Source organism: Proteiniclasticum sp., from assembly GCF_003514505.1.
Classification (GTDB): domain Bacteria; phylum Bacillota; class Clostridia; order Clostridiales; family Clostridiaceae; genus Proteiniclasticum.
The window spans coordinates 100695-119715 of sequence record NZ_DOPX01000014.1; the positions used below are offsets into that span (position 1 = coordinate 100695).

Below are 19021 nucleotides of genomic sequence, written 5' to 3' on the forward strand. Positions count from 1 at the left end.
ATGAGAAAAGACCTGGCACGCCAGGTCTTTTCTTTCAATGGTATTCTATTCTCTTAAATATGTAAGATCTTCTATTGAAATATCTTTTTCCAAGGACTCCGGATCTTCCATCCAGAGAAACAGCTCCTTTTCCAAAAAGCTGTAGAAACGGTCCCATGAAATGACTTTGAAGTTGTGTGGAACATCCACAAGAGATATTGCTGAAAATTCATCTTTTCCGTCTGTTTTGCGAAGCATCAGTTCTACACCCTTATAGTCCAGAACCAGGATTCTTTGGGAGCTCATATCTTTGTGATCCAAAATTCCATGTTCTCTGCAGAACTTGCAAAGATATTCAATGAGGGTCTCTCCCATACTATCGATGCTGGTGACCGAGTACCGTCCGGCAATCCATCTGTACCAAACATCATGGAGATTGATGAAATTGAAAAACTCGTCATGCTGGCTGAGAAGCCGCTTTAACGCTTTGATCTCCATCATTCTTTTTTCTTTCAACAGTTCTCTTCTTTCGTTCTCGTGTACTTCCATTTCTTTCACCTCAGGCCATTTATAATATTCTAAAAATTCTCATACCTAAGTATATCATACTTCATGAAAGATAATAATAAAAACACGATAACATTATGTGAAAGTATTGTTTCACCGCTGATGATATATATGAATGTCGAAAAAATCGCAGATTATTAAAAAAGAAGGGCCAGATCATAAAATCCTGCCCTTACTGCATACAAAAATTCTATAGTTTTTTCGCAAGTTCGACTTTTAGAGCCTTGCCTTTGATCTTTCTCTCCTGAAGTCCCTTTAAGGCTAGGGTTCCTTTCGCATTGAGAATATCAATATAGGACCCTTGGTCTTCCACGGTGATGATTCCGATATCCTCTTTAGAAATCCCTTCTATGGAGCATAGCGTTCCCACAATATCAATGGCTCTGATTTTTTTCTTTTTTCCTCCATTGATATAGAGCTTTGTAATATCCGCATGAGTACTTTTTTTCTTGGGTCTGGATCTTCTGAGATTCTTCTGGAACTCCCGGAACGCATCCTTTTCTTCCCGGAAAGGCTTATAATCCATTTCTAAAGGCTCTTCAAATGTATAGCCTACAAAGTCCTCCACCTCCCGGACTTTTCTCTCATCATATTCAGTGACAAAGTAGATGGCCTGCCCTTCTTTGAAATGCCTACCCACTCTTCCTTTTCGATGCACATAGCTTTCTTTTTCCACCGGAAAGTCATAACTGAGGGAAATTTCAAGAAAGGACACATCAATGCCTCTTGCTGCCACGTCTGTAGCAACCATATAAGGCACTTCCTTTTGTTTGAATCTTTTCATGGCCAGTTCCCGGTCTTTCTGAAGCATGCCGCCATGAATCTTCAGGGCATCCACATTGGCCTCTTCCAGCTTTTTATGGAGTTTTCCGCACTGTTCTTTGGTGTTGACGAAGATGATCATCCCTTGGGGTCTTCTTCCATAAAGAAGAGACAGGAGGGCTTTGAACTTATCCTTTTCTTCCACTTTATAATGAGTTTCCGTGATTTTCAGCTCTTCATCGGTGGTGGCCACAATGGTCTTATACCTGGGCGCCACCGATTCTGCCAAGGATTTGACCTCTTCTGTGATGGTTGCTGAAAACATCATGGTCTGTTTGATACTTGGCAGATGTCCAATGATTTCCATCATTTCATCATGAAATCCCTTATCCAGAAGCTCATCCACCTCATCAATGATGAGGGTATCGATCCGTTCACGATCTATGGTTCCTCTTTTTAAGTGATCCAGTACTCTTCCGGGAGTCCCGCTGATGGCCTGATATCTGCTCTTCATATCCAGAAGCTGCTCTTTCATAGGCTGCTTGCCGTAAAGAGCCACACAGCGGAGCTTCTTGTATCTGCCCAGTGCATCATATTCATTCTTGATCTGAATGGCCAGCTCTCTGGATGGCGCCAGAATTAGCGTATTGGCCTTCTGCTCTTCCCAGTCTGTTCTCTCGAGAACAGGCATAAGAAAGGCTATGGTCTTTCCACTTCCTGTGGAAGAAGCGCCCAGAATGTTCTCTCCCGCCAGAGCCAGCGGCGCCACTTTTTCCTGAATCTCCGTAAGCTTCAGAAATCCGAGCGTATTGACCGCCCTTAAAATCTCCTCATCCATTTTTATGTCTTTAAATTCCATTTGTTATTATCTCCTATAGCTGCCTCATGCAGCTCAATATTACCTTTCATTCTTGTATCAAAAAAGCATCCCTTCATTATATGCAATTCTCCGTTACAATGCAAACTTCTTTTCTCTCATAATCTTTCAGCGTTGGATCTTATAGGGTCCTGCACCATTTTCTATAGGCACCCCCATGGATAAAAGATCCTGTCTCCATATCTGAAAACTATTTCTATGGCCAAATTTCATAAATTCTTCAACCAAAAGATAAATGGAAGATGTTATACTATATACGTGTTTTTTTAACGCTTAGATACATAATTGAAAGAATAGACGATATAAAACGAGGAAAATAATATGAAAATAAACAGCAGTTTACTTACGATCATAAAAGGACTATTCATCGGCATCGCCAATATCATCCCAGGTGTCAGCGGAGGAACCATGGCTGTGTCTGTGGGTGCTTATGATGAACTCATCGGCGCTGTGAACCATGTGAGAAAAGACTGGAGAAAAAGTGCAAAAACCTTAGCACCTTATGTCATTGGAGCAGGGATTGGTATTGGGCTTCTCTCCTTTGTCATTGAAGGGGCCATGGCGACATATCCTCTTGCCACCGCATGTCTTTTCCTGGGACTCATACTAGGAGGAGTACCAACATTATGGAATAAAGCAAAATCCTATAAAGTTTCATGGCCTGAAGTCCTGTCCTTTATCATCATGGCTGGGACCATTGTCTTCATGACCTTCACTAAAACCTCCGATGCGGCATCCGGTCCATTTTCGCTGGATCCCGTTTCCCTGTTCCTGCTCTTCGTGGTAGGAATCATCGCTGCCGCCACCATGGTGATCCCTGGGGTCAGCGGTTCTCTTGTGCTCATACTCCTGGGTTATTACAACAGAATTTTAGAAACCCTCTCTTCATTCATAAGAGGTGTGCTTTCTTTAAATCTCCAGTCTGCATTAGACAACTTTCTGCCGCTCCTGCCCTTTGGTATTGGAGTGCTGCTTGGTATAGGACTTGTGGCAAAACTCATTGAGTGGCTCTTTGAGAAGTTTCCGTCCATCACTTATGCAGGAATCATCGGTCTTGTAGCCGCATCACCTGTGGCAATCTTCCATGAAATCTCTTTGGCATCTATAACACCCATGATGATACTTACTGCAGCCATAGCATTGACCATAGGTTTTTACATCTCCATGAAGCTTGGAGAGAAATAATTATAAAATTAATCCATACTAAAACACCTGATTTCAACTTGTTCGAAATCAGGTGTTTTCTACTATGAAAAGCCCTACATGAGGCAGGGTCATCCTATCAAGTCTCACTGAAGACTTGATAAAAAAGCTCTCATTCTGGATACGCTTCTCAGATCCTCCATACAGAAATCTTTTCTGTCAATTCTTCTTCCCAGCCGAACCTCAAGATACATAATCAGATTCACCATGGACAGGGAATCCAGAAGCCCGTTATCCAGAAGATCCATATCCTCTTCCAGCTCCATTATATCCAATCCAAAAATCTCAAGCAGTGCATCCGTTACGATTTCATTTCCTTCCACTTTCTTCACCCCTCGTTGTTTACTTACCTTACGAATATAACTTCTCATGATGAAGCCTCATGGCATACCGGTCAATTTTCCCACTGCTGTTTTTGGGAAAGACATCCATTTCTATGATTTTCTGTGGAATCATATACGAAGGAAGCCTCTCTTTCAGTCCTTTCCTGATGTCCAAAAACAGCTTCGACCGGTTCTCATACTTTGAAGTAAGGGTCACATAGGCCACAAGAAACTTCACCGTACCTTCCTGATCCACAACAGGCCTAACCACGCTCTGATGTATCCATTCTTCCTCATTGAGTGCGCTCTCCACTTCCTCCAGCTCCACGCGATATCCACCAATTTTGACTCTGTTGTCCAATCTTCCAAGATAATAATAAAGCCCTTCTTTTTTCATCATAAGATCTTTGGTCCGAAATCCTCTCCTCCCAGAATCTGTCACAAAAAAGGCTCGGTTCGTTTCCTCCGCCAGTTTGTAATAACCATCACAGAGTCTACTGGAGAGGATAACCAGTTCGCCTTTTTCTCCCTCAGACACCGGATTTCCTTCTTCATCAACAAGCACTGCCTCTATAGAAGGAACTGCTTTTCCAAGAGGAATCCTCTCTTCCGTAAGTTCTTCTACTGCTTCCTTTGTCAGTGTGCAGCCAATGGCTACCGTGGTCAGCTCTGTCGAGGCATACTGAATCTTCACTGTGATCTTCGGAAACCTTCTAAACACTTCCTTCACAAGCTCTTTTCCGCAGACCTCTCCTGCTAAGGCGATGGACTTCACCTTCGGAAGATAGAGTGCAGAAAACCTCTCATCCATCAGAAGCATACTGCAGGATGTGGCAATGAATCCCAGATACTCCGGTTGAATCTTAAGATAGAGATCCAGAAGCTTCCCAGGGTCTTTCTGATAGTCGGATGGGACCGCATAAAGCGTTGATCCCATGAGAACCATAGTTCGATAGACATGCTGCATATGGGCTGAAAACATATAGGAGAAGTTGTTCATGACCTTTTCTTGATGTCCCCCAATATAAAACTCCTCCGGTGCAAGAAAAAGATTTTCCAGATCCCCCAGGGCATTCATCACGCCTTTCGGATTTCCGGTACTTCCGGAAGTATAAAGCAGCGCCATCATTTCTCCATAGGAAAGCCAGGACTCTTCTGAAACCTTCTCCTTCCTGTACTCATATATAATCTCCAGAAGCTCTAATTCTTTGATCACAGGGACTTCGTCTTGGCTTAAATCTTCCTCCGAAAATGAAATCACCAAGGAAGCCTCTGAATCTTTCAAGATAAAGAGAGCTCTTTCCTTTGGTAAGGATGACGTAATGGGCACATACGCTCTCCCTGATTTCAGGCAGGCAAACATCACCGAGAGATACTCGTTCTCCTTATCGCCGATGATCATGACCTTTGCTTTTGGCTCCAGTGTATTTAAGAAGTATGAAGCCAGGGCATCCGAACGCTCCTGAAGCATCCGAAAAGTCATCCTATTGCCATGGATATCAACGGCACATACATCACTGGACTGTGCTCTTTTTCTCAGCATCTCCAAGATCATACGATGTTCCCTCCTTCTCCTCGAGAAACTCCTTCAGCAGAAAGCCTGAATGATCCAGAACATCCCGGATGAGGTAACGATAAGATACCAGAAGATTTTTGATGTTCTCCTCCTGGAATCTTTTTTTCTGATACCGGAGTTCAAAACAAATCTCATGGTTTTTCGGCATATCAAAAATTGCCGCATAAAGCTGAGAGACATTGGTATTGGACCAGAACATTCTTCCCTTGGGATAGCTTTCCTGGAACACAGCTTCATAATCCATATAGGAGAAAAGTATCCAATTGAAGTTGAAGTTGAGACCATGGGAAAGACATAATCCGTATGATAGAGGGGTCACATCCAGTGTGCTGAACCGGATATGGCGGAGCATCTCCAGATTCTCCTCGTAGTTTCTTTTCGCAAAGGACGCAAATGTTTCTTCCGGGTTCACTTCAATGAGAAGCGGTGGGGAGTTCATCATGCATCCCATGGTCTGCCTGCTTCTGCCATCCATTCTTCCATAGTTCAATGTACCGAAGGTGAAGGTGGTATTCCCTTGAATCCTGTATATAAGAAGCGCTGCCATGGACTCCAAGAGACTTGGCATAGAAACCTGCAGCTCTTTCTTAAGACTGGTGAGCCCTTCATAAAGGTCTCCCCGTAGAAGAATAGATTTTGAATCGCAGTCAATCTTCATGGATCTTTTCCCTCCCGGGAACGAGAAATCCCGTCTCATTCTGAGCTTTTCCCTCCAGTAGGTCTGATCTTCTTTAAATGCTTTGCTTTGTCGGTACTCTTTCTCTTTCTCTACAAACTCTCTGTAGGAGCTGCTGCTTGCAGGAGGCACAGGCAGCTTCTCCTCATAGCACCGGTTCAGCATACGGATTTCTTTCGCCAGAAGCTTCATGCTGTAACCATCGGTGAGAAAGTGATGCATCTGAATCCATAAAGTCAGATCCCCCGACGCTCTTCTCAGCACTTTGATGGAGTAGAGCTGATCTTTCAGAAGCCGGATCCCCCGGTCCTTTTCATTTTGAAGCCAGCTCTCATATTCTTCTTCGGTGTAAAAGGGGACTACTTCAAACTTCTCCGGCTGAAAAGATCGGATGTATTGACGCCAGTGCCACGGGAAACGGTATACAGGCACCAGGCGGAAACAGTCATTTCTCGAAATAAGATCATTCCCGATCCTCTGAAGCCTCTCCACTGTGCCCCCTTTCCATTCAAAAGCACAGGTCAGCGTATTCAGTTTCGACAGATTCTTAAAATCAGTCTGGGAAATCATCCCTAGAATCAGTGTGTATTGTGCCATGGAAAGTGAAAACAGATCTTCCATAAACGTGTATCCCCCTAGATAAACAGAAAAGCAAACGGAATCCAAAGAGCAAGGAGTAGGGCCCAGATGGTGGATACAATGGTTCCTGCTGTAAAGAGCTCTTTCATTTTATAGGATCCTTTGGCATAGGAAACCATGACCACAGGATCAAAAGGAATGAGGAGAACGCAGCTGGCCATGGCTGCCACAATAAAACTGATCATTCTGGGATCATATCCATAGGAAACTGAAAGAACCGCAAAGCTTGAAGCATAAAGAACCACAATGGCCGATGCAGTGGGTATAAGAAGATGTGTCCAGTTTACCAGCAGGGCAATGATCAGGAGAAAAACCGGGAGCACTGTATTGGTGAAATACGGCGATATGGCCGTCACAAGAAAAGCAGTCACCCCTGTTTCCACTAGAGCTGCACCTACGGACAATATGGCGCTGCAGATGAGAATGGTATCCCATCCACATTCCCTGGAATATTCCTTCCACGTGAGCATATCCAAGCCCGGAAGAAAAAAGACCGTGAGTGTCAGTACAGAAACCATCGTCACATTAAGCCAGGGGACCCAGGAGGTCATCACCCAGAGAACAAACGTTACGAGAAGAATCATCAGTGCATTTTTGTCATAGCTCGAGAGCTTCTCGTGATTGTGCATCTCCTTCAGGACTTTTTCCATGACTCCGCCTTCCAAAGGCTTCACCTTAAAAAACAGAGTCAGTATGGGCACAGAGAGGAAAATAAGGACCAAAGCCAATGGAATTCCCAGAAGCATCCATTCTGTAAATAGGACCTTCTGTCCCGTAGCTTCCTCCACCAAAGTAATGGCCAGTACATTCAGTGAGCTTCCGGCAGGAGTCATCATCCCTCCAAAAACAGCCCCAAAAGGCACAGACATCATCATCGCTTTTCCCAAAGGACTCTTCTCCATATCCTCTCCCATGGCATGAAGCACTCTGGCAGCAAGGCCTGTCATAATGACTGCGCAGGGCACGTTGGAAACCACAGAGGAAATGAGCGCAGTGCCCAGCATAAAGGCACCCACCACATAAAGAGGGCGCCCCTGGGACTTTGCCAGGAGAAAAACAGCAAGCCTTTCTGGGATTGAGGATTTTAGTAAAACCATGGAGATGCCATAACAGGCCATGAGAAAAAGAAAGAGCGTGGTCATGGCATTTTTCAGGGACTGATCAAAAGTGACCACACCAAGAAGCGGAAGCAAAACCAAAAGAAGCGGTGCAACAATTCCAGGCGGTATAGGCTCTGTAATGAGCATCAGAAGAGCAGCGGCAAGGATGGCGATACCTCGGACAGGTGCCGTAGAAAGAGTACCTGCATCAGAAACAAGAAGCGCAGCAGCTATCATGAGCACAGTTCCAATGACCCCAACAATTCTTTTCTTTTCTGCTTTCATACAATCCCGCCTACTGTTTATTCTTGGAATGGAAACATATTATATCTTGTAAGAAAATTTTACGTTTTATGTCGTTTGATGTCAAATATTTAACGACCAATAAACAATAGAAGATATTAATTTTAAATTAAAATAAAAATAGTTGTATTCATAAATTATTCAGTTGTGAATATTTGTGATTCCATACGATTCATGGCGTTTTTTTCTTGTAGCTATTCTATTCTCTTCAACTGTATAATAAATTATCAAACACTATAAAGGAGATCTGCCATGAAGGTAGTACTTCGAAAAGTAATTCTACTGATTCTACTGGGTCTACTGATTACTCCCCTGACATCCAATACTCCCAGAGATACGAAGAAGGTAAAGGAAACAGTACAGGAACACACGGAAGCTTCTCCCAATGCAGCTGTCTCTTCCGGGTCCTTCTTGTCTGCTGAGGCCTCCAGGGGCACTTCCGCGATGTATAGGGAGTCTGATTATGAGAAAATCAAAACCCGGTTTCTTCAAGCTGTAGCAGCCTATGAAGACACGGTTTCCTTGGAGGAGTTTCATCTTTCCAGCAGCCAAGCCTTTGAAATCTACTATAGGCTTTATAATGAGACACCTCATTTTTTCTATCTCAGCTACAGTACCTCAGCACTGATCAGCGAGGATAATGAGGTCCTTCAGTTGAACCTGGATTACTATTATCCAAAGTCCATGATTCCGGTCATGGAAAAGGAGCTGAAGGAAAAGATTACCCTGTTTCTCTCAGAGCTTGAGGAAGGCTGGACCGACTTTGAAAAAGCACTTTATGTCTATGACAAGCTGATTCTGGAAACCAGTTATACCCCTGGTGAAAAGGACTCCCTCTATTCTGTCTATGGTGTGTTTTTAGAAAACCAAGCAGTCTGTCAGGGGTATGCATCCGCATATACGCTCATCATGAGGGATTATCTCGGAATCGAGACCCACTACATCTATTCAAAAGAGATGAATCACGCCTGGAACCTGATCCGTTTGAATGGACAGTACTATCATGTGGACGCCACCTGGGGCGACCCCCAGCCCGATGAGCCAGGCAGAGTGAATCACAGGTTCTTTCTTCTTAGCGATGACGCCATGAGAAACGTAGAGCCCGTTCATAAAAACTGGATCTCTCCTTATCCAGCCACAGACGCTATGTATGATGAATCCTCTTATAAAACCATCCAAACGGGTCTGATTCCCACAGAACAGGAATGGCTCGGTATCGATGGAGATGGCGCTCTACTCTTCTATAATTTTGAAAGAGGTGTTTTCCGTTATGGAAATCGCCTGACCAGATTGTGGTCTCCCATAGAGGATGTGATGGGCCACTATGCCAAAAATTACAGCACACTCCTAAAAGCCCAGAACATCATCTATTTTCATGACCACGCCTCCATTTACTCCATGGATCCCCTCACAAATAAAACCATAAAGATCTTCACCAAGAGCCCACAGGATGGTTTCATATACGGGATCTCTGCTAAAGGCTCTGATCTGACTTACTATCTGAAAAAGGAACTGGATCAGGAGGAGTACCTCTTAAAAACTCTCGATCTTAGGCCATTCTCTTTCACCACGGGTACTGAGAAGCGCTACTCTTTGAGGCTTCAGTGGATGGCAAGGTCTCTTCTCATGAACTGATGAATCTTCTGATCTGCAAAAGAAAAACGCCAGTGATCATTCACTGACGTTTTTTCTTTGGAGCTACTAGCCAGAATCGAACCGGCGACCTGCTGAATACGAATCCGAAACTTTACTTGTTATATCTTAGTATCACTTCCCGTAACCCATTAGGATATGTAACGATAAATCCATATGGATTCATGAAACTTTCTCGCAGTGGATACTGTGACTGGAAGAAACGGAAGGAAGAAGGAAAAGATGTATGCTGATGAGATCAAAGAAATCTATGATAAGAGCAACGGAACCTATGAGGGTGATCGTGTGTCAAGAATGTGATGCATCTGGACCTAAATCTTAAGGAGCAAAGGAAAATTATAAGAAAATTCTTTAAATTAAGCTTTTAGTAAGTCTTTGAAGTTACAATTATTTTATGAAATAAAATATAAAATGAATTTAGAACCTTAGAGTAGTTACCACTTGAATCGACATCTGTATTTATTGGCTTAACATCAAATGAAGTCATGCATTTTTTACAATGACACAAGCTTTATATAGAATGCTAACAACTATTGCTTAATAAGGAAAAGTAGTCCAGCTACGGACTAGAATCTATGTAAGTAGATTTGTCTCCTAACGGTTTGTCGTTCCATAGACCCGTAATCCGCTCCAATTTAGAAAAAAAAAGAAAGGTGTAGAGATGTTAGAGCTTAAAAATATAAGAAAATCCTATCGTACAAAAGATTTTGTCCAGAATGCCTTAAATAAAGTTTCCGTATCATTTAGAGAAAATGAGTTTGTTTCAATATTAGGAGCATCGGGGTCTGGTAAAACCACCATGTTAAATATTATTGGAGGACTTGACCGTTATGATGAAGGTGACTTAATCATTGAAGGCATTTCTACTAAGAAATATAAGTCTGCTGATTGGGATGCATATCGAAACAGTCGTGTCGGTTTTATTTTTCAAAGTTACAACCTCATACCCCATCAAACCGCTTTAGCAAACGTTGAGCTAGCCCTGACATTAAGTGGGGTATCGGCAAATGAGCGGAGAAAACGGGCCATTGAAGCATTGGAAGAAGTGGGTCTAGGCGACCATATCCACAAGAGACCGACACAGTTATCTGGTGGACAAATGCAAAGAGTGGCTATCGCACGAGCCTTGATCAATGACCCGGAAATCATACTAGCGGATGAACCCACAGGTGCACTTGATAGTACAACTGCTGACCAGGTGATGGACCTCTTAGTTGACATTGCAAAAGATAGACTCATCATCATGGTTACCCATAACCCAGAGCTGGCAGATAAGTATACTAATCGTATTATCCAGTTAAAAGATGGAATAATTATCGGCGATACAAATCCTTATACAATTAAGACTAAGGATGCATCCTTAGTGGCTAAAGCCACTAAGACGAAAATGTCTTTTTTAACAGCGGTTTCACTTTCTGTTAGTAACTTGCTGACAAAAAAAGGTCGAACAATTATCACAGCCATCGCAGGCTCCATCGGAATTCTTGGAATAGCTTCCATACTCGCTTTAGCCAGTGGCATCAATAATTATATTGATAGCGTTGAGGAAGAAACAATGAGCGCTTTCCCTCTAAGTATCGACTCTTCAGGGATTGATATCACAAGTTTTTTAGGTGGCGAAGGAAATGCTGACGAAAACACAACAGAAGGAACTTCTGAAACCATTCCAGAGCCTGCTATAGATGAGCAAACCCAAGAAGTTGAAAGACCAGTAGATGAAGTTCCCATTTTAAATACGGTGACGTCACTTTTTTCCTTTCAAAATAAAAATGATTTAAGAAGCTTTAAAGAACATTTAGAAACGAATCAAAGCGAAATTGATCCCTACGTTAAAAACATTCAATACAAATATGGGATTACACCCCAAATTTATTTAGAGAATGAAGCTGATGCTGTTCGACAAGTAAATCCTGATACTGTTCTTTCTCAATTTAATTTTGGTAGTCCGGCTGGACTGGATTTAATCTCAGGGGCCGGTGATTTTGGAAGGCAAAACTTTAACGAACTCCCTGGTGATATTTCACTATTTGAAGACCAATACGATGTCCTTGTAGGGAAATGGGCCACAGAAATCAATGAAATCGTGGTTGTCTTAACAGATAGCGGTTCACTCACTGATACAACCATGTACGCATTAGGCCTCAAAGATCGAGAAGATTTAAAAAATATGTTTGAGAATTTCGTCAATGACGAAAATATCGAAGTGGAAGTAGATAAGAAAGATAAAATTAATTTTCAGGAAATAATGGATGTGACCTTTAAATTAGTGAATCCAGCTGAAAAGTACACTTATGATGACAATTTTAACCTTTGGGTTGATCGGTCAGAGGATAAGAAATATATGGATGCTGTGATTGAATCTGCCCTGGAGTTAGAGGTTGTTGGAATCGTAAGAGCTAAGCCGGATACGAATAACCCTGTCCTCTCTTCAGGACTCCACTATTCTAGTGAACTAACTCAGTATTTAATTACAGAAGCTGCCCGCTATGATATCGTGCAGCAACAGATAGAAGACAAAGAATTAAATGTCTTTACTGGGAAACGTTTCGATGATGAACAAGAATTCGCTCCAAGTGAAGTCTTCAACTTAGAAGATTTCATTACTGTGGATCAAGAAATGATTCAAAACGCCTTTAGCTTTGATCAGTCGGCACTTAATATTAACTTCTCCAATTTCAATATCAATGTGGATGCGTCGGACTTACCTGCTTTACAATTAGATGTGCTTGCTGAAAGTATTGCAACACAAGTTGATGTACCTGTAGAAGAGATCCAAGTCATTTTAGTGTCAGTACTCCAAGACTTTGTAGCGACTCAAAATGAGCAGCAAGTTACAGAACTCGAGGACTGGGTTGCTAACTTTGAAGTATACATTGAAAGTGAAGAAGTACAAGCTCAGCTGATTCAAGACTTCGAAAAGGTTAACAGCAATGCAAATATTACGCAAACCTTAATTGATATTGTACAGAATTACTTTACAACCTACATCAGTACCAGCTTCAATCAATTACTCGGTAAGGTGCAAGCTGATGTTACTAGACAGTTCCAAGCAGAAATTGGGAACATAGCTGGTAATATTCAAAATGCTGTAAATTTTGATACCAACGCATTGACAGATGCTTTCCAATTTAACATTGAGGAAGATGAATTCTTTAATCTGATTAGTAGTTTTGGCCAACGTGAACAAATTAGCCAAAGTTCGAACTTAAATCTCTTAGGTTATCGTGATTTGGATGATCCTACTACAATTAATTTGTATCCAAAAGATTTTACCACCAAAGAAAGTGTTGTGAAATTCATCGAAGACTATAATACAGAAAAGATAAATGCAGGCGAAGTGGATAAAGTTGTTAATTATACTGACTTAATCGCTGCAATCTTATCCTCTGTGACAACGATTATTGATACGATTTCATATGCTCTCGTGGCCTTTGTTTCAATTTCATTGGTGGTTTCATCAATTATGATTGGTGTAATTACTTATGTATCCGTACTGGAGCGAATCAAAGAAATTGGAATTTTGCGAGCAATTGGCGCAAGTAAAAAAGATATTCGACGGGTATTTAATGCCGAGACGTTAATCATTGGTTTTGCTGCTGGGACTTTTGGGATATTAGTCACTTATGGAATCAGCATTATTGCAAATATTATCGTCTATAATCAATTTAATATTCCAAACATCGCAAATTTACAACCTACAGCAGTAGGAGTTTTAATTGGCATTAGTATGTTCTTAGCCTTTGTTTCAGGTTTAATTCCTTCTTCATCTGCTGCCAATAAAGATCCAGTAGAAGCTTTGAGAAGTGAATAACTACACACTGAAATACGAACCGAAAAACCTATACTCTAATTTTAAGGTGCTAAAAAGGAGCCGTAACAAAAATAGATAATCTAGTTTTGTTACGGCTTTTTTTCATTATTATTGATATTCATAGGATATTCATAGGTTTACAAAAACTCAAAAATATGAACGCGAGTCCAGTAGCGTTGTTTTATGGGCATGACAACTAAGCCTTACCATTACTGTTGGAAAGAGAAAATCCTCTTCCTTCAATCCAAAATCACAAATATAATTCCTAAGTAACTTACTAAGAGGATTCGTTAACGGTATGAACTGGGCTGACTATTCTGGAACTTATAAACTCATTATATAGCTCCTCAATGCTAATAACTCCTCTGGCGTTTCTCCTGCAAATCTTCTTCATTAAAACATCACTCCTTAATATCTTAAATCAGCTGATTTACTTTTTTCCCTAATAAAAAAAAGCAATGACTTGAATCATCAAAATCATTGCAATTACTAGTTTGGAGCTACTAGGCGGAATCGAACCGCCGACCTGCTGATTACGAATCAGCTGCTCTACCGACTGAGCCATAGTAGCAAACCTGTATCATCGATACCTATATATCTTAAGGGATTCAGAAAAATTTTGCAATGGTCTGAAGAAAAAAGCATGCTGCAAACCAGAGATTCTGATCACAGCATGCTCTTCTTCTAATCTAAAGCAATCTCCATAAGGTTCAGCCTGTCCATGAGCTCCTTCGTTTCCATCATAGAAACCGCATCATGAACATAGGTCTTGAAGGTGCGGATGCCTTCTCTTTCTTTCATTCTTTCTTCCGCCATCTCTGAAGCTACGCCCATGACAGCGCACCCAACAGTGGCGCTTAAGAAGTAGTCCTCTGTGAGACCTGAATAGGTCGCCATGATGGCAGCCACAGAAGATCCAGCTCCACAGATTTTCTTCAGTTTAGCATCTCCATTGGATACTTTGGCCATTCTCTTTCCATCGGTGATAATGTCTGTTTTCCCTGTCATCACCACCACTGTACCCAGCTTTTCTGCAAGCTCGATACAGTATTTCTCGGCTCCATTTTCATCTTCAAAAGAGTCGATTCCCTTGTTTTTGGTATCATACCCTAGAATAAACTTGATTTCACCAAGGTTCCCTTTGAGAATATCCACCTTTACCTCTTTGAGAAGATGCTCAATGGCATACTTTCTGAAAGAGGAGGCAGTGATGGCTGCAGGGTCCAGAATCACAGGCACATGGACTCTATTGGCAGTTTTTCCTGTCAAAGTCATAATGTCCAGATACTCCCTGTTGATGGTGCCAAAGTTCATGACCACCGCTTGGGACTTAGAATATTCCACCATTTCATGAGCTTCCGAGATTTCATCCGTCAGCACCGGTGAACCTCCGGAATGAATGCACATATCCACCAAATCCAGTACGGTCACATAATTGGTCAGAAAACAGACCAGAGGATATTTCTCCTCGAATTTCTGTGCGTAGAGCTTCTCTACATGATTTCTCAGATTCATTTAAAACTCCTTAAACCGCAATGTCTTCCGCTGCAACATCTACAATATTCGCTCTTTCTCTTACAGCATCGTTGCTGAGAATGGAAAGAGTATCCAAAAGATGATGCTTGTAGGTATAGTATCCTTCGCCTTTTTCTACCATGGTATCCGCAATCTCACCAGCAATGCCCATGATGATGACACCAGTCATGGCGCTGTAGAAGTAATCCTTTGTAACACCACTGAAAGTACCCACAAGAGCGCCGATGGTGCATCCGGTTCCGATGACCTTAGGCAGGTTCTTGGAGCCGTTCTTGATTCGTACAACCCTTGTGCCGTCGCTGATGACATCTTCAATGCCAGTCATGGCAACCACACAGTTGTATTTTTTCGCCAGAGCAACCACATACTTTTCTGCTTCGCTTTCATCCTCATTGGAGTCTACGCCCTTGGAAGTAGTCTCCACACCAAGGCATGCCTTCACTTCCGCCAGATTTCCTTTGATGACAGAAATCTTCAGCTCCTCCAGCATTCTTCTGATGGATGCGGAGCGGAAAGGTGTCGCACCTGCTGCAACAGGATCCAGTATGATTGGAATGTTAAGCTCTGTCGCTTTCTTCCCTGCTTCAATCATAGCATTGACCTGCTTATTGGTTACGGTTCCGATGTTGAACACCAAAGCATCTACCTTCGCATACTCCACTACCTCAGCCGCATCGATAGGATCATCTGTCATAACAGGAGTTCCTCCGAAATAAGATGTGATACTGGTCAGTTCATTGGCTGTCACATAATTAATAAGAAAGTCCACTAGGGGGTTCTTTTTCTTTGCTTCATCCATAAGATGAATGATCTGATCTATATGGCTCATTTTCATTTCCTCCGAAATTTTCGTTTTTCATAGTGCAACCTCTGCACGAGAGCACATTATATAGAACCTCCCTCCTGAAAATCAATCTCGTCTCAAAAAAATCACATAGTTTTTAAACTAACTTCATCACTTTCTCTCCATATTTGTTTTTTTATGGAGTCTTCAGGGAATTCTTATCCTTATTTTTGTGCAAACTGCCTGAACCTCAACCCGAAAAGATCCCCTTTATTTTTTCATAATAGAAACACCTGACCTGAATCATTGACAAAATATAAAATCTCATCTATTAGTTAATTTTTTAACATAATTTGATACAAAACCCGCATAAAAATCAATTTATATGCAAATATTACTTTCTGTAAATTGATTTCTATTTGCTGAATATTTCATTGTTTTTGCTACATTTGTTAAAATGAAACCGTTTAATTTTAATTTTGTCATAATATCGATATATATTTAACAAAATTATGAGGAATCCCATTGACGATACAGTTTTCTGGTGGTATCCTTGTATTGTCAATAATTTAACAAAGGATGTGGATGTAATGACACCAATCACCACCGTAGAAGAACTCCAGATTGCCATGGAAGATCTCAGAAAGCAGCAGCAACTCTATGCAACTTACACCCAGGAACAAGTGGATGAGATTTTCAGACAGGCTGCACTGGCTGCCAATAATCATAGAATCCCTTTAGCCAAAATGGCCGTAGAAGAAACCGGTATGGGCATAGTAGAAGATAAGGTAATCAAAAATCACTTTGCCTCTGAATATATTTATAACCAGTACAGAAACGATAAAACCTGTGGAGTCATCGAAGAGGATCTTTCCTTTGGTATCCAGAAAGTGGCTGAACCTATCGGCGTGGTCGCTGCCGTAATACCAACAACGAATCCTACTTCAACCACCATTTTCAAAGCTCTTTTGGCTTTAAAGACAAGAAATGCCATCATCTTCTCCCCACATCCCAGAGCTAAGAACTCCACCATCGCAGCAGCAAAGGTCATTCTTGATGCCGCAGTGAAAGCTGGTGCTCCCGAAGGCATCATCCGATGGATTGATGCTCCATCTCTGGCCATGACACAGACAGTCATGTCATCTTCTGATATCATTCTTGCCACAGGGGGACCTGGCATGGTGAAAGCGGCTTACTCTTCAGGTAAACCTGCCATCGGCGTAGGTGCTGGAAACACACCTGCCATCATCGATGAGACTGCTCACATCAAAATGGCCGTAAGCTCCATCCTTCTTTCCAAGACCTTTGATAACGGAGTCATCTGTGCTTCCGAACAGTCCATCATTGTCATAGACAGTGTTTACGACGAAGTGAAAAAGGAACTATCAGATCGTGGTGCCTATCTTCTGAGTTCTGAAGAAACCGAGGCAGTAAGAAAGGTGATTCTCAAAAACGGTGCTCTCAATGCTGATATTGTAGGACAAAGCGCGTATAAAATCGCAGCTCTTGCAGGTCTTGAAATTCCTGAAAACAGCAAGGTGCTCATCGGTGAAGTGGAAGAGATCACAGAGGAAGAGCCTTTCGCTCACGAAAAACTGTCTCCTGTTCTTGGTATGTACCGAGCTTCCACCTTCGAGGATGCTCTTAACCAGGCAGATGCTCTTGTGAAGCTGGGTGGATTTGGACACACATCGGTGCTCTATACCGATCAGATCCGTTCCAAGGATCGTATGGATGCTTTTGGAAGACGCATGAAAACCGGAAGAACCATCATCAATATGCCTTCCTCCCAGGGAGCCATCGGAGATATTTACAATTTCAGACTTGCACCTTCTCTAACGCTGGGATGCGGAAGCTGGGGCGGAAACTCTGTCAGTGAGAATGTTGGAGTAAAGCACCTTCTGAATATCAAAACCGTTGCTGAGAGGAGAGAGAATATGCTGTGGTTCAGAGTTCCCCAAAAAATCTATTTTAAATATGGTGCCTTGGAGGTAGCTCTTCGGGAACTAGGTGAGCTGAAAAAAAAGAAGGCCTATATCGTAACAGATAAAGTTCTCTACAACCTGGGGTACTGCAATCAGATGATTAAAGTCCTGGAGGAACAAGGGGTTGATTTCAAGATCTTCATGGACGTAGAACCAGATCCAACCTTAAGAACCGCTAGAAAAGGCGCTGAAGAAATGCTCAGTTATCAGCCTGACGTCATCATCGCACTAGGTGGAGGCTCTCCCATGGATGCAGCCAAGATCATGTGGACCCTTTATGAGCATCCAGAAGTGCGGTTTGAAGATCTTGCCATGAGATTCATGGACATCAGAAAGAGAATCTATCCATTCCCTAAGCTGGGTGAGAAGGCCACTTTCATTGCAGTGCCTACCACTTCTGGTACGGGTTCTGAGGTGACTCCTTTTGCAGTTATCACCGATGAAGTCACAGGGATCAAGTATCCTTTAGCAGATTATGAACTGACGCCGCACATGGCCATCATTGACACAGAGCTTATGATGAACATCCCTAAAGGACTCACAGCCGCTTCCGGGTTTGATGCTCTGGTTCATGCCATAGAAGCCTATGTTTCAGTGCTGGCGTCTGAGTATACCAACGGTCTTGCTTTAGAAGCCATCCGTTTGATCTTCAAGTATCTGCCTCTATGCTATACAGAAGGACAAACCAATGAAAAGGCACGTGAGAAGATGGCTCATGCTTCCACCATGGCTGGTATGGCTTTTGCCAACGCATTCCTTGGGGTATGTCATTCCATGGCCCATAAGCTGGGCGCTTTCCATCATATTCCTCATGGACTTGCCAACGCACTGCTCATCAACGAGGTGGTTAAGTTTAACGCAGAGGAAAGCCCAACCAAAATGGCTGCTTTCCCTCAGTACAAATATCCAAATATCACCTACCGTTATGCAAGAATTGCCGATTATCTTCAGTTAGGTGGAACCACGGATGAAGAAAAAGTGGAGCTTCTCCTGAATGCATTAGACAACCTGAAAGAACAGCTGGAAATGCCAAAAACCATTGAATCCATGGGAATTTCTGAAAGCAAATTCTTGGAGTCCTTGGATGAAATGTCACACCTGGCCTTTGACGATCAGTGTACTGGTGCAAACCCAAGATATCCCCTTATTTCTGAGATCAAGGAAATGTATCTGAATGCATTCCACGGAAAGTAATAGAGTATAAAATGAAGGTGCCGTCACAAAACTAGATAGAGTTTTGTGACGGC

The 19021-nt window shown here is 42.3% G+C and carries 12 protein-coding genes and 1 tRNA gene; 4 read left to right on the forward strand and 9 right to left on the reverse strand.

Translation table 11 applies throughout. From position 1 onward, the window contains the following. Window positions 1-45 precede the first annotated feature (45 nt). Together DEF30_RS04345 and DEF30_RS04350 are read right to left on the reverse strand one after the other, a co-directional pair. Window positions 46-528, reverse strand: a complete 483-nt coding sequence (locus DEF30_RS04345) for a hypothetical protein (RefSeq protein ID WP_294096855.1) — start codon at window positions 526-528, stop codon at window positions 46-48. 208 nt (window positions 529-736) lie between these two features. Next, a complete protein-coding gene (locus tag DEF30_RS04350) occupies window positions 737-2167 on the reverse strand; it encodes a DEAD/DEAH box helicase (RefSeq protein WP_294096857.1) in 1431 nt (476 codons plus the stop codon). A 339-nt stretch (window positions 2168-2506) separates the two neighbouring features. Between DEF30_RS04350 and DEF30_RS04355 the strand changes: the two genes are divergently transcribed. Further along, entirely contained in the window at window positions 2507-3370 is an 864-nt protein-coding gene (locus tag DEF30_RS04355; protein WP_294096859.1) for a DUF368 domain-containing protein, read from the forward strand. Window positions 3371-3474: 104 nt separating this feature from the next. Here the strand turns inward: DEF30_RS04355 and DEF30_RS04360 are convergent, their stop codons facing one another. Genes DEF30_RS04360 through DEF30_RS04375 form a run of 4 tightly spaced genes read right to left on the reverse strand, consistent with a single transcriptional unit; the run spans window position 3475 to window position 7987 of the window. Then, window positions 3475-3759, reverse strand: a complete 285-nt coding sequence (locus DEF30_RS04360; protein ID WP_294096861.1) for a phosphopantetheine-binding protein — start codon at window positions 3757-3759, stop codon at window positions 3475-3477. Next, the gene (locus tag DEF30_RS04365; protein WP_294096863.1) at window positions 3740-5254 is read right to left on the reverse strand and encodes an AMP-binding protein; all 1515 of its coding nucleotides are present in this window, start codon (window positions 5252-5254) and stop codon (window positions 3740-3742) included. The genes DEF30_RS04360 and DEF30_RS04365 overlap by 20 nt, the downstream gene beginning before the upstream one ends. Continuing rightward, complete coding sequence (locus DEF30_RS04370) at window positions 5226-6584, reverse strand: condensation domain-containing protein (RefSeq protein ID WP_294096865.1); 1359 nt, start codon at window positions 6582-6584, stop codon at window positions 5226-5228. Before DEF30_RS04370 ends, DEF30_RS04365 begins: the two co-directional genes overlap by 29 nt. A 14-nt stretch (window positions 6585-6598) precedes the next feature. Beyond that, on the reverse strand, window positions 6599-7987 hold the full coding sequence (locus tag DEF30_RS04375) for an SLC13 family permease (protein WP_294096866.1): 1389 nt from the start codon (window positions 7985-7987) through the stop codon (window positions 6599-6601). 270 nt (window positions 7988-8257) lie between these two features. Here DEF30_RS04375 and DEF30_RS04380 point away from each other — a divergent pair, with 270 nt between their 5' ends. Continuing rightward, entirely contained in the window at window positions 8258-9640 is a 1383-nt protein-coding gene (locus DEF30_RS04380) for a transglutaminase domain-containing protein (protein WP_294096868.1), read from the forward strand. A 679-nt stretch (window positions 9641-10319) separates the two neighbouring features. Beyond that, the gene (locus tag DEF30_RS04385; RefSeq protein WP_294096870.1) at window positions 10320-13469 is read left to right on the forward strand and encodes an ABC transporter ATP-binding protein/permease; all 3150 of its coding nucleotides are present in this window, start codon (window positions 10320-10322) and stop codon (window positions 13467-13469) included. A 495-nt stretch (window positions 13470-13964) separates the two neighbouring features. Here DEF30_RS04385 and DEF30_RS04390 read toward each other — a convergent pair. From DEF30_RS04390 to thiM (DEF30_RS04400), 3 genes are all read right to left on the reverse strand, one after another. Then, window positions 13965-14040 (reverse strand) — tRNA-Thr (locus tag DEF30_RS04390). Between the two features lie 113 nt (window positions 14041-14153). Then, window positions 14154-14984 carry a hydroxyethylthiazole kinase gene (gene thiM / locus DEF30_RS04395; RefSeq protein WP_294096871.1) on the reverse strand — a complete coding sequence of 277 codons (831 nt, stop codon included), beginning with the start codon at window positions 14982-14984 and terminating at the stop codon, window positions 14154-14156. 10 nt (window positions 14985-14994) lie between these two features. Further along, complete coding sequence (gene thiM / locus DEF30_RS04400; RefSeq protein ID WP_294096873.1) at window positions 14995-15834, reverse strand: hydroxyethylthiazole kinase; 840 nt, start codon at window positions 15832-15834, stop codon at window positions 14995-14997. Window positions 15835-16301: 467 nt separating this feature from the next. Here thiM (DEF30_RS04400) and adhE point away from each other — a divergent pair, with 467 nt between their 5' ends. Beyond that, the gene (gene adhE / locus DEF30_RS04405) at window positions 16302-18968 is read left to right on the forward strand and encodes a bifunctional acetaldehyde-CoA/alcohol dehydrogenase (RefSeq protein WP_294096875.1); all 2667 of its coding nucleotides are present in this window, start codon (window positions 16302-16304) and stop codon (window positions 18966-18968) included. Window positions 18969-19021: the final 53 nt, after the last annotated feature.